The sequence below is a fragment of the Sphingomonas sp. genome, assembly GCF_013812825.1.
Lineage (GTDB): Bacteria > Pseudomonadota > Alphaproteobacteria > Sphingomonadales > Sphingomonadaceae > Sphingomicrobium.
On sequence record NZ_JACCSU010000057.1, the window covers coordinates 1 to 11,712 of the forward strand.

Genomic DNA, 11,712 nt, shown 5'->3' on the forward strand with positions numbered 1-11,712 from the left:
CGCCAGAGCGACGCCGAGGCGCGGCTCGGCCAGGCGATCGAGCGGCAGAAAAGCCAGGCGGCCGAGCGCGCCGAGCTGCAAGCCGAGCCTGGCAAGCTCGACTCGGAGATCGCCGAGCTCGAGCAGGCGATCGCCGGAAACCAGTCGACCGTCGCCGCCGCCGCCGAGGCCGAGCAGGAAGCGGAGCGCTCGGTCGCCGAGGTTGCCGCCGAGGTTGCGCAGGGCAATGAATCCCTGGCCGCCGCTCGCGAAACCCGGGCCGCCGCGGCTGCGCGGTCCGAGGCGCAGCAATCCCGCAGCGCCGAATATGCGCGGATTTGCGTCGAGCGCTTCGAGTGCGTTCCCCAGCGGCTGCCCGAAAAGCTCGGCTTCAATGCCGATGAGATTCGCGATCCCGAAGCGGAATCCGCGCAGCTCGAGCGCCTCACGGCCGACCGCGAGCGGCTTGGCCCGGTCAACCTCGTCGCCGAGCAGGAGCTGGCCGAGATCGACGAGGCGCGGACCAGCGGCGCGGCCGAGGCCGAGGAATTGACCCTGGCGATCCACCGGCTGCGCGGCTCGATCGGCAGCCTCAACCGCGAAGGCCGGGTGCGGCTGCTGGCCGCCTACGAGAAAGTCGACGCGCATTTCCGAAGCCTGTTCCGGACCTTGTTCGACGGCGGCCAGGCGCATCTCGAGCTGGTCGAAAGCGACGATCCTCTGGAGGCTGGCCTCGAAATCATGGCGCAGCCGCCGGGCAAGCGCCTGTCGACCCTGACCCTGCTGTCGGGCGGCGAGCAGGCGCTGACGGCGATCGCTTTGATCTTTGCGTTGTTTCTGACCAACCCGGCGCCGATCTGCGTGCTCGACGAGGTCGACGCGCCTCTGGACGACGCCAACGTCGAGCGCTTCTGCGACCTCCTCGAGCGGATGACCCATGAGACCGACACTCGCTATCTGATCGTCACCCACAATGCGGTGACCATGAGCCGGATGCACCGCCTCTATGGGGTGACGATGATCGAAAAGGGCATCAGCCGGCTGGTCTCGGTTGACCTGAGCGCCGCGACCCTGCTTGCCGCCGAATGACGCGCCATTTCGTCCCTCCGTTCCCTGACCGTGGGCCCGGCCCCGTGCCGGTGTGGCGCGGCTTCGTCGGCGAGCGGGCGCGAACGCTGGTCTACGGCTGGTCGGAACGGGCGTTTCGCGAGCCCCATCTCATCCGGAATGTGCTCGGCTATCGGGTTCACATCCCGCTCGAGCCGGAGTCGGTCCAGCGTGTGCTGCTCGACAATGCGGCCAATTACGAGAAGCCGAAGCTGGTCAAGCGGCTGCTGGCGCCGGTCATCGGGAGCGGCCTGCTCAGCTCCGACGGCGGCCTGTGGCGCGAGCAGCGGCGGATCGTCGCCGCCAGCTTCACTCCGCCGGCGGTCGATGCGCTGGTGCCGGTGTTCGTCGACGTCGCCGAGCGCGCTGCGTCGGGCTGGACGCAAGGAACTCGCGATGTCGCGCGCGAAGCGACCGCCGCGACCATGCGGATCATCTCCGACGCGTTGTTCAGCGGCGACGAGCGGCTGACCAGCGACGAAGCGATGGCGCATATCGCAGCGGCCCTGGCGGGAGTCAGCGAGGCGCGGCTGCAGGTGCTTCTCAACCTGCCGATGATCCCGGTTTCGGTGCGCGGCTATCGCGGTCGCCGCGGCCAGATCTACCTTCGCCGCACCCTGACCGAGCTGGTTCGCGAGCGGCTGGCGGGCGGTGCGCCCGACGATTTCGTGACCCGGATGATCCACGCCTTGCGGGAGCGATTTCCGGCCGACGAAGCAATCGAACTCGCGGTCGACAACGCCGCGACCTTTTACCTCGCCGGGCATGAGACGACCGCCAATGCGGTGACCTGGGCGCTGTATTTGCTATCGGAGCAGCCGGAACTTCAGGACAAGGCCGCGAGGCAAGCGATCGAGGCGCTGTCCAGCGGCGTCGATGCCGCGCTGCCCGAAAGGCTGCCCTTGCTGCGGATGATCGTGGAGGAATCGCTGCGGCTGTATCCGTCTGCCCCGCGCTTCGACCGTGAAGCGGTGGCTCCAGACTGCCTCGGCGGCCATGACGTCCGGCCCGGCGACCTGGTGTCGGTGTGGCCGTGGCTGCTTCACCGCCACCGCCAGCTGTGGGACGATCCCGACACGTTCGACCACACTCGCTTCGCACCGGAAGCCAGAAAGGGCCGGCACCGGTTCCAGTACATCCCGTTCGGCGGCGGTCCCCGGATGTGCGTCGGCGCCCGCTTCGCGATGGCGGAGGGGCTGACCATCCTCGCGGTGTGGCTCGCGCGCCATCGTTTTTCCCCGCTCCCCGGGCACCGCGTCCAACTCTCCGGGGCGGTGACTCTGCGGCCGGCGGGCGGCATGCCGCTGGCCCTGTCGCGACGCGAATAGCTCCATCCGCGAGTTCTGCTATTGCGAATGACTATCATTAACGATAGTGGCGCGAATCATGCTGTCACTTCGCACCCTGACTTTCGCCGCCGCGCTTCTCTCGACTGCCACGCCCGGTCTGGCGGAGGCTGACTCGGTTGACGGTGCCGAGATGGCCGAGGCCGGCGATCCCATCGTTGTCACCGGCCAGCGCGAGGAATACGGAGCCCGCTCGACCGTCACCGCGACGCGCACCAACACCGACATCAAAAACATCCCGCAGGCGCTCACAATCATCTCGGAGAGCCAGATCGAGGACCAGGCGCTGCGCTCGATCGCCGACGTCGTGACCTTCGTTCCAGGCGCGACGCCGGGCACCGGCGAGGGCAACCGCGACCAGATCACCCTGCGGGGCAACAACACCACCGCCGACTTCTTCGTCGACGGAATTCGCGACGACGTCCAATATTTCCGCGACCTCTACAACCTCGACCGAGTCGAAGTGCTGCGCGGCTCCAACGCGATGATCTTCGGGCGCGGCGGCGGTGGCGGCGTCGTCAACCGAGTGACCAAGCGCTCGGGCCTCGCCCAGTACCGCGAGGTCCTGGCCTCCGGCGACAGCGAGGGCGGAGCCCGCCTGACCGGCGACATCGACCAGCCGCTCGGCAGCCGCGCAGGCCTCAGGGTCAACGGCGTCTACGAGAATGGCGACAGCTTCCGCCGCCACGTCGACCTCGAGCGCTATGCGGTCAATCCGACTCTCGCGTTGGTGCCCGGCCCGGCGACCCGCATCGACCTGTCTTACGAGTATCTCCGCGACCGCCGAACCGCCGACCGCGGCGTGCCGTCGGATGCCGGCGAGCCGCTCGAGGGCTTCGACCGAATCTTCTTCGGCGATCCGGATTCGAGCTTTGCCAAGGCTAACGTACATCTCGCGACCATCGGCGCCGAGCACAGGTTCAGCGACAGCCTGGCCGTGCGCAACCGCACGCTCTACGGCGACTACGACAAATTCTACCAGAACATCTATCCGAACGGCTCGGTCAACGGCGCCCGGCAGGTTCGGCTCTCCGCCTACAACGACACGACCAGGCGCAAGAACCTGTTCTCCCAGACCGATCTCGTCTGGGACACTCGCGTCGGCGGCATCGACCAGACCTTGCTGCTGGGAGTCGAGCTTGGCCGCCAAAAAGGCACCAACCAGCGCCGCAACGGCGTCTTCTCTTCGCGGCCGGGGAGTCCGGGATCGATCTTCCAGCCTCTGGACCAGGTGACCGTCGACGAGCCGGTGACGTTCCTCGCCAATGGCGCCCATAACGCCATTCGGACGTCGGTCGCCGCCGCCTACATCCAGGATCAGATCCGTTTTTCGGACATGTTCGAGCTGGTCGCCGGCGTGCGATTCGACCGCTTGTCGATCGACATCGCCAGCCGCAGCAGCGACGCGCACTTCCGCCGCACCGACGAGCTGGTGTCGCCGCGCCTGGGAATGATCCTCAAGCCGGCGCGCAGCCTTTCCTTGTACGCAAGCTACAGCCGGTCCTATCTGCCGCAATCGGGCGACCAGTTCAGCTCGCTCAGCCTGACCACCGAGGCGCTGAAGCCCGAGAAGTTCGACAATTACGAGCTCGGCGCCAAGTGGGAGCCGATCGAAGGGCTGCTTGCAACCGCCGCGATCTACCAGCTCGACCGTACCAACACCCAGGCCCGCGATCCGCTCGACTCGAGCCGCCTCGTCCTGACCGGAGCCCAGCGCAGCCGCGGGCTTGAGCTCGGGCTCGAGCGCAGCATCAGCCACCGCTGGCAAATCTCGGCGGGCTATGCGTGGCAAAAGGCGAAGATCACCGAGACGACGACCGCGGCTCCCGACGGGCGCGAGGTGCCGCTGGTCCCGCGCCACAGTTTGTCGCTGTGGAACCGCTACGACGTCACCGGCGAGCTCGGGCTCGGCCTCGGCCTGGTCACGCGTTCGAAATCCTACGCATCGATCAGCAACCAGGTGACGCTGCCTGGATATGCGCGCGTCGACACCGCTCTGTTCTACGATCTGGGGCGCGGCGTGGAAGCGCAGTTCAACGTCGAAAACCTGTTCGGCGCCGACTATTTCCCGACCGCGCATAACGACAACAACATCGCCCCCGGCGCTCCGCGGACGGTCCGGGCAACCCTGCGCTTGGGCCTTTAAGGCACCCTCAAGCGGCGAGCTTCTCCGCGCGCGCCTTGATGCGCTTCAGGTCGCGGACGAACTTTACTCGCTCCTCGCGGCGGCGGTCGGGCTCGGGGATTCGCAGCAGGAAGCTCGGGTGGACGGTGACCCAGCATTCCGAACCGTCGGCCAGGGTCTGCGGCTCGTCCCGCGAGCGGCTGATGGTGACGACCTTGCCGATCAGCGATCGCGCCGCGGTCGCTCCGAGCGCCACGGTCACCGCCGGCCGGATCAGCGCGCGCTCCTGCTCGAGCCACCACCGGCACGCCTCGATCTCGCCGGCGTCGGGCTTGTTGTGGATCCGCCGTTTGCCTCGCTGGATGAATTTGAAATGCTTGACCGCGTTGGTCACATAGGTGGTCGATCGGTCGATCCCCGCGTCGACGAGCGCGGCATCGAACAGCTGGCCGGCGGGCCCGACGAACGGGCGGCCGGCAAGGTCCTCCTGATCGCCGGGCTGCTCGCCGACAAAGACGATCGATGCGTCGAGCGAGCCTTCGCCGAACACCGTCTGAGTCCCATATTTGTAGAGCTCGCAGCGAGTGCAGGCGCACGCCTCCTTCAACAGCTCTTCCCATGAAGCCCGAAGGTTGCTTCCGGGCTCGATCCGCCGTTCGGCCTTGAGCGCCGACTTGAGGCCCTGCTCGGCGAATTGGAACAAAGGTTCGCGCGGGTCTTGGGACATGGGCCGCCTCCGTTCAGGCGAAACGAGCGAGCCGGTCCACTGTTGCGAGCTCAGGGCCCGACATCGCGCATCTGCTGCTTGATCTCCTCCATCGGCGCATCATGGATCCGGCGGTATCGCGCCTCGATGATGCTGAACATTCCGAACAGCATCAGGCCGGCGGCGACCCCGTACAGCACCGGCCCGGACAGCAGGTCGAGGACCTGCTCGATCCCGCCGGCCTCGGTCGACTTGTCGTCGATCGCCGCGCGAGCGATCAGGACGGCGACCGCAAGGAAGATGACTCCGCGTGACGCATAGCCGATCCGGCCAAGCCATTTGACCACCGGCGCCTGCGCGGCGACGCCCAGCCGCGTCAGGAACGAGCAGGTGATGGCATTGCGGAGCTGGTATGCACCGGCGATCGCGAGCACCAGGGCGGCGAAGGCGAGCACCCATCGCCCACCCGGCAGGTCGAGCACGGTATCGGCCTGTTGCTGGGTGCTGGCCTGACCGGGGTCGCCGTCGAGCAGGATTCGCGCGGCCTTGTAGGCAAGGTAGAGGTATATGACGCCGACGACTCCGGCTGCGCTGCGCTTTCTCAGCGCCCTGCCATCGGCCGCGGGATTCTCGATTCCGAACCCCGCGTCGGCAAGCCGCCACAAGCCGTAGGTGGCCAAACCGCCGGCCAGCACCATCAGCAGCAGCTCGCCAACGCCCTCGTTGAGATATTCGAGCGCCCCGGTCAGGTCCTCGGTCCGGCCGGTGCCGAGCACGAGGAGCGCGATGACGATGTACAGCAGCCCGCGGGCGGCGAAGCCGACCCGGGTCCAGGTCTGGAATTTGCTCTCGCCTGCAAGATCGTCCGGGACGGCGCTCATGTCGAAGATTCCTTTCATCTCGGCAGGATGCGCTGGCAGCCCAAACGCAGGCGGCCACGCTGCCACACAATCGCGCTCGTCGAAACCGGGTTTGCGCCCGGCCGCTCCGCCGCTTAGCGTGCGGCCATCAATCCGGAAGGAATAAGGAATCGATGCGCTACCGTTCGCTCGCACTTGCCGCCGCCGCCGCGCTCGCCTTGGCAACGCCCGCGCTCGCCGGGCCGGCCGAAGATTTCAAGGCGCTGACCGACGAATATTGGGCGTTCATCCTGCAGGAGAACCCGACTTGGGCATCGACCCTTGGCCATCGTCAATTTGACGCTCGCCTGGGGGACATCAGCCTCGCCGCGGAAGACCGCCGAGCCGCTGCGGCGGAGCGCTTCCTCGCCCGGCTGAACGCAATTCCCGACGCCGGCCTGACACCCGCCGACCGCGCCAACAAGGCCATCCTCAAGCGGGGCCTCGAAGAATGGATCGAGGGCAACCGCTTTGGCCAGCGGATGATGCTGTTCACCAACCGCAACGGCTGGCACCAGAGCATCGCCGGCTTGAGCGATCGGCTCACCTTCAGCAACAAGACGGATTACGAGAATTATCTGAGCCGTCTGGCGCAATATCCCGCCTACAATGACGAGGCGCTGGCGATCAGCACCCGGGCGCTCAACGAGGGCTACACGCTGCCCTGCGCGGCGATGGGCGGCTTCGAGAACACGATCAGTGGAGTCATTCCTGCCGATCCGGCCAGGTCGCGGCTCTACGCACCGTTCGCCGCCAACCGCCCGTCGACCGTCAGCGCGTCCGACTGGGCCGCGCTACAGGCCCGCGCCAGGGCGCTGATCGGCGGCGACCTGCGCGCCGCCTACGCCAAGCACCTCGCCTGGTACCAGACGCAGTACGCGCCCAGGTGCAACAAGGCCGTCGGCGTGTCGGCCCAGCCCAACGGCGCGGCTTACTACAATTACCGAATCCGCCAGATGACGACGACCAGGATGTCCGCCGACGCCATCCACAAGCTCGGACTGTCCGAGGTGAAGCGGATTCGGGCGGAAATGGAGGCGGTCGCGAAGAAGGCGGGCTTCCCGAACCGCGAGGCATTCATCGCCGATCTTCGGACCAACCCCAAATATTACGCAAAGACGCCCGAGGAGCTGATGCAGGCGGTCGCCCGCGAGGCGAAGAAGATCGACGGCAAGATGCCCGGCCTGTTCACTGTGCTTCCGCGGCTGCCGTACGGGATCAAGGAAATCCCCGCCGAGCTCGCTCCCGGCACGACGACCGCCTATTACAACAGCGGCTCGCCAGAGCAGGGGATCGCCGGCTTCTATTTCGTCAACACATCCAAGCTCGACCAGCGCCCGTTATGGGAAGTCCCGGCGCTGACGGTCCATGAGGCGGTGCCCGGCCATCATCAGCAGATCTCGCTTCAGCAGGAGCTGCCGATGCCCGACTGGCGCCGGCACGGCACCTTCTTCACCGCCTTCGTCGAGGGCTGGGGCCTCTATTCGGAGCGGCTCGGGATCGAGATGGGCCTCTACGACACGCCGGCCAAGGACATGGGCCGCCTGAGCTACGAGATGTGGCGAGCCACTCGGCTGGTGGTCGATACCGGCCTGCATTCCAAAGGCTGGTCGAAGGAGCGGGCGGTCCAGTACATGACCGACAATACGGCCCTGTCGGCGGCCAACATCGATGCCGAGGTCAACCGCTACATCAGCTGGCCGGCGCAGGCGCTTGCCTACAAGCTCGGCGAATTGAAGATCCGCGAGCTTCGGTCGCGGTCGGAAAAACAGCTCGGCGCCAAGTTCGACCTTCGCCGCTTCCACGACGCGGTGCTTGGCCAGGGCGCGGTGCCGCTCGACACGCTGGAAGCGCAGATCAACGCCTGGATCGCGGCCGAGAAAGCGAAGACCTGAGCCGCGCCAGGACGGGGCTTATTCTGGCGGAGCAGTCTCCTGCCGGGCCGCTTCATTGTCTTCGCCGCGAGCCTGCTTGATGACCTGCACCAGGCAGCCGGTGAACCCGGCCGGCCCGACCGGCGAGCAGCTGTTGATCCCGGTCGCTCCGACGGTCTCCAGCGCGCGCGCCTTGTTCGCCCAGGCTTCGCGGGTCTGGCGCGGCCCGCCGGTGCGGAACCTCTCGGGGATCCGGTAGCGCTCGCTTTCGGGCTTGCGAGCGCAAACCACGACCTCGTCGTCGGTCGACCGCGGGCAGGGGTCGTTGCCGTAGACGATGATCTCGCTGATGCGGTCGGTGCCCTGGGCGACCGCGGGTGCGGACAACGCGGCAAGGCCGCCGGCCATGGCGGCGGTCGCGGCGAACGGGAGGATCAGTTTCGTCATCGGGAATGACATCCTTTCAAGCGCTTAAAGCGGGCGAGTGCGAACAGAAGTTCCTTCAAAATTGCTAGATCCTCTTCGGCCTATATTCGTTTTGAAAGCCCGATGGCCACCCGGCAACCGGCACGGACCGCCGCAGTCAGCAGCGGATAGCCGAAAGCACGCTCGGCGCCAGCCTCTCTGGCGCTGTCGCGGTGCTCGACCTCCTCGGCGCGGAATGCCTCGATATCGGCGGCGAGCTCCGGGTCCTCGTCGCCCAACTCCTCGAGCTGGCGTCCGTAATGCTTGTCGATCTCGGTCTCGACGGCATCGGTGCAGGCCATCGCCGCTTCCTCGGACATCAGCGCGGTGGCGGCGCCGAGCGCGAAGCCGGCGACGTCCCAGACCGGCTGCAGAACCGTCGGCCGAACCCCCCGTTCGACCATCAGCGCGTTGAACCGCTCGAGGTGGCGCCGTTCCTGCCCGTCCATTCGGGCGATAAGCTTGGATGCGGGCGAGCTGCGCCGGAGCACGGCGAGCTGGCCGGCGTAAATCCGGGTCGCTCCATATTCGCCGGCTTGGTTCACCCGCAGCATCGACGCGCAGTCGGGACGCCGGTCTCCGGGCCGCCAGCCGGTCATGGCGTCCGCCCCTTGAGAACCAGCCAGGCGATCACCGCCGCGCCGCCGAGGGACAGGATCGCGTTCCAGCCGGCCATGGAGATGCCGAGAAAGGCGAACTGGACCTGGTCGCAGCGCACCAGCGGCGTCTTCATGATCCGGTCGAGCAGCTCGGTGTTGCTCGCGCCGCTGGCGGTGGTGGCGCAGGTCGTCAGCCCCTGGAAAATGCCGAGCTCGACTCCCGCATGATAGACCCCGATCGCCCCGGACACGGCAATGGCGAGAGCGGCGAGCAGGGTCAGGGCCCGCGCCCGCCCCGAGGCCGCTGTATCGGTGAAAGCGAGCCCGGCGAGCACGATCGCGGCGGCGTGCGGCCAGCGCTGCCAGTAGCACATCTCGCACGGCACCAGCCCGCCAAGATACTCCGATCCGAGCGCTCCGCCGAGGAGTGCGAGCGGCAGCAGCAGGGCGATCAGCCGGGCGAGCGCGGGCGCGGACGGCGCGAGCGGTGCCGGGTGCCGGCCGAGGGTGGCCTCGCTCATCCGGCCGCGGATCTTAGCGCGTCTTCGGCCGGCTGCCGGCCGAAGCGATCGACGCGGGGCCGAGCCGCTTGAGGGTCTTGACCGCATATTCGAGCTGGAAGTCCTTGACTCCCTTCTTCTCGAGTTCGGCCGCGGTCGCAGCGAAGCGCGGATCGGCCTTCTCGTCGTGCTCGAGGAGCTTGTCGTCAGCCTTGGCCTGGCTGATCAGATGCCGGCGAAGGTCAGCCTCGCGCACCCGCGGCCGGTCCTTGTAATCCGGATCGGTAAGCTGCGGAACGACGATATCCGGATCGATTCCGCCGGCCTGAACCGATTTGCCCGAAGGCGTGAAGTAGCGCGCCGTCGTCAGCCGCAAAGCACTCTGCGGTCCGGTCTGGACAACAGTCTGGACCGATCCCTTGCCGAAGCTGCGCTCGCCCATCACGATCGCCCGGCGGTGGTCCTGGAGAGCGCCGGCGACGATCTCGGCGGCCGATGCGCTTCCGGCATCGATCAGCAGGATCATCGGCAGGCCGTGCGCGAGGTCGCCGGGCCTGGCGTAATAGCGCTCGATGTCGTTCTTTTCGCGGCCGCGCTGCGACACGATCTCGCCGTGGCTGAGGAACGCGTCGCTCACTTCGATGGCCTGGTCGAGCAGGCCGCCGGGGTTCGAGCGCAAGTCGACGACATAGCCGAGCGGCCGGCCGCCCGTGGCCTTGTCGATTGCCACCAGCGCCGCCTTGGTGGCATCGCCGGTGTTGGCCGCGAAGGTGTTGATGTTGATCACCCCGATGCCGTCCTTGATCTCCCATTTGACCGGGCGCAGCACGATTCGCTCGCGAACCAGGGTCACGTCGAACGGCTTTTCGCGGCCTGGGCGGACGATGGTCAGCTTGATCCCGGAGCCGGGCGGGCCGCGCAGCTTTTCGACCGCGTCGTCGAGCGACAGGCCGTAGAGCAGTTCGCTGTTGATGTGGGTGATGAAGTCACCGGCCTTGATCCCAGCGCGCCAGGCTGGCGTGTCCTCCGTCGGCGAGATCACCTTGACCGCTCCGTCCTCGGTCGAAACGGTGAGGCCGAGGCCGCCATAGTTGCCGTCGGTGGTGGTCCGAAGGGTCTGGAAGTCGGACGCCTCGACATAGCTCGAGTGCGGGTCGAGCGCCGCGAGCATGCCGTCGATCGCGCCCTTGATCAGCGTATGGTCGTCGACCGGATCGACGTAATTGGCCTTGACCCGCTCGTAGACGCTCATGAACGTCTCGAGCTCCTCGTAGTTGGCGACATCGGCTGCGGCCAGCGAGCTGGTGGTGACCGGGACCAGCGCGAGCGCTCCGACGAGGGCGAGCGGTGGGAGCAGTTTGCGGGTGATGGTCATGGTTCGTACGTCCTGTTCGGGCGGCTCCAGACTAGCCGCCTTTTGCCTTATTTGACAGCGTTGCAGATGAACCTGCGATTAGGGCCGGCGATGCGTGGCGCCCATTGTGGGACAATTCCACGCCGAGCGGCCCGAGAGCGCGACCGAGACGATCGCCCGCGGCGACCCTGGTCCCGGGCGTGAGCGCCGATCGGACGTTGACGATCAGGCTCATCCAGCCGCCGCCGTGGTCGATGATGGCGATGCCGTCATAATCGCGAAACGGGCCCGCGAACCGAACGATCCCGGAGGCTGGCACCTTCACTTCGGTGCCGCGGCGAGTGGCAAGCGTCAGGCCGCGCGAGCGCACACCGCTCGAATTGACCTCTCCGAGCCCCTGGAGGACGCGGGCCCTGGCCGGAAGCCGGTAGTCGAGCTCGGGCTGCGCCCGCCCCCCATCGGCTCGTCCCGGCCGCGGCGGGGCGGGGCCGAGCGCTGCAATCTCGGCGGCGATCTGGGCGGCTGAGCGGTTGCGCCGCGTTTCCTCGGCCAGCCGCTCGATGTCCTCGCCGACGGCGAGCGCGACGTCGCCCGCGCCCAAGGCCGCGCTGCCGCTGATCGCCGCCGATCGCAACGCCCGCGTCTCAAGCTCGGCGAACTCACGCCGCCGCGCCGCCAGTTCGTCGCGGCTGTGGGCAAGCGACCGGCGCGCAACGAGCGCGGCGCGCTCGAGCCTCTGGCCTTCCGCAAGCTCGGCC

Annotated in this window: 9 protein-coding genes and 2 pseudogenes; 4 read left to right on the plus strand and 7 right to left on the minus strand. The window is 67.5% G+C overall.

Annotated features, from left to right (window positions below; translation table 11 throughout):
- The 3 genes and pseudogenes from H0T81_RS07495 to H0T81_RS07505 all read left to right on the plus strand — a co-directional run.
- Positions 1-1,068: pseudogene (locus H0T81_RS07495) on the plus strand (chromosome segregation protein); the annotation flags it as partial.
- The gene (locus tag H0T81_RS07500; RefSeq protein ID WP_294011464.1) at positions 1,065-2,414 is read left to right on the plus strand and encodes a cytochrome P450; all 1,350 of its coding nucleotides are present in this window, start codon (positions 1,065-1,067) and stop codon (positions 2,412-2,414) included. The pseudogene H0T81_RS07495 and the gene H0T81_RS07500, both read left to right, overlap by 4 nt.
- 58 nt (positions 2,415-2,472) lie before the next feature.
- Entirely contained in the window at positions 2,473-4,578 is a 2,106-nt protein-coding gene (locus tag H0T81_RS07505) for a TonB-dependent siderophore receptor (RefSeq protein ID WP_294011466.1), read from the plus strand.
- 7 nt (positions 4,579-4,585) lie between these two features.
- On the opposite strand, the pseudogene H0T81_RS07510 reads toward H0T81_RS07505, so the two are convergent.
- Together H0T81_RS07510 and H0T81_RS07515 are read right to left on the minus strand one after the other, a co-directional pair.
- Positions 4,586-5,233: pseudogene (locus tag H0T81_RS07510) on the minus strand (UdgX family uracil-DNA binding protein); the annotation flags it as partial.
- Positions 5,234-5,334: 101 nt separating this feature from the next.
- Positions 5,335-6,144 carry a DUF1206 domain-containing protein gene (locus tag H0T81_RS07515; RefSeq protein WP_294011468.1) on the minus strand — a complete coding sequence of 270 codons (810 nt, stop codon included), beginning with the start codon at positions 6,142-6,144 and terminating at the stop codon, positions 5,335-5,337.
- Positions 6,145-6,296: 152 nt separating this feature from the next.
- Between H0T81_RS07515 and H0T81_RS07520 the strand changes: the two genes are divergently transcribed.
- Positions 6,297-8,057: a DUF885 family protein gene (locus H0T81_RS07520; RefSeq protein WP_294011470.1), complete on the plus strand. Its 1,761-nt coding sequence runs from the start codon at positions 6,297-6,299 to the stop codon at positions 8,055-8,057.
- A gap of 18 nt (positions 8,058-8,075) precedes the next feature.
- On the opposite strand, the gene H0T81_RS07525 is transcribed toward H0T81_RS07520, so the two are convergent.
- The 5 genes from H0T81_RS07525 to H0T81_RS07545 form a co-directional block, all read right to left on the minus strand.
- Positions 8,076-8,483, minus strand: a complete 408-nt coding sequence (locus H0T81_RS07525; protein ID WP_294011473.1) for a hypothetical protein — start codon at positions 8,481-8,483, stop codon at positions 8,076-8,078.
- 80 nt (positions 8,484-8,563) lie between these two features.
- Positions 8,564-9,100, minus strand: coding sequence for a demethoxyubiquinone hydroxylase family protein (locus H0T81_RS07530; RefSeq protein ID WP_294011475.1), 537 nt, complete (start codon positions 9,098-9,100; stop codon positions 8,564-8,566).
- Complete coding sequence (locus H0T81_RS07535; protein WP_294011476.1) at positions 9,097-9,621, minus strand: disulfide bond formation protein B; 525 nt, start codon at positions 9,619-9,621, stop codon at positions 9,097-9,099. Before H0T81_RS07535 ends, H0T81_RS07530 begins: the two co-directional genes overlap by 4 nt.
- A gap of 13 nt (positions 9,622-9,634) precedes the next feature.
- On the minus strand, positions 9,635-10,975 hold the full coding sequence (locus H0T81_RS07540) for a S41 family peptidase (RefSeq protein ID WP_294011478.1): 1,341 nt from the start codon (positions 10,973-10,975) through the stop codon (positions 9,635-9,637).
- Between the two features lie 31 nt (positions 10,976-11,006).
- The coding region (locus tag H0T81_RS07545; protein WP_294011480.1) for a peptidoglycan DD-metalloendopeptidase family protein at positions 11,007-11,712 on the minus strand (706 nt) is incomplete at its 5' end.

What these genes read in the sequence shown, in the direction of transcription:
- H0T81_RS07500 (WP_294011464.1), top strand. Translation starts at nt 1,065, where the DNA reads ATGACGCGCCATTTCGTCCCTCCGTTCCCTGACCGTGGGCCCGGCCCC.
- H0T81_RS07505 (WP_294011466.1), top strand. Translation starts at nt 2,473, where the DNA reads ATGCTGTCACTTCGCACCCTGACTTTCGCCGCCGCGCTTCTCTCGACT.
- H0T81_RS07515 (WP_294011468.1), bottom strand. Translation starts at nt 6,144, where the DNA reads ATGAGCGCCGTCCCGGACGATCTTGCAGGCGAGAGCAAATTCCAGACC.
- H0T81_RS07520 (WP_294011470.1), top strand. Translation starts at nt 6,297, where the DNA reads ATGCGCTACCGTTCGCTCGCACTTGCCGCCGCCGCCGCGCTCGCCTTG.
- H0T81_RS07525 (WP_294011473.1), bottom strand. Translation starts at nt 8,483, where the DNA reads ATGACGAAACTGATCCTCCCGTTCGCCGCGACCGCCGCCATGGCCGGC.
- H0T81_RS07530 (WP_294011475.1), bottom strand. Translation starts at nt 9,100, where the DNA reads ATGACCGGCTGGCGGCCCGGAGACCGGCGTCCCGACTGCGCGTCGATG.
- H0T81_RS07535 (WP_294011476.1), bottom strand. Translation starts at nt 9,621, where the DNA reads ATGAGCGAGGCCACCCTCGGCCGGCACCCGGCACCGCTCGCGCCGTCC.
- H0T81_RS07540 (WP_294011478.1), bottom strand. Translation starts at nt 10,975, where the DNA reads ATGACCATCACCCGCAAACTGCTCCCACCGCTCGCCCTCGTCGGAGCG.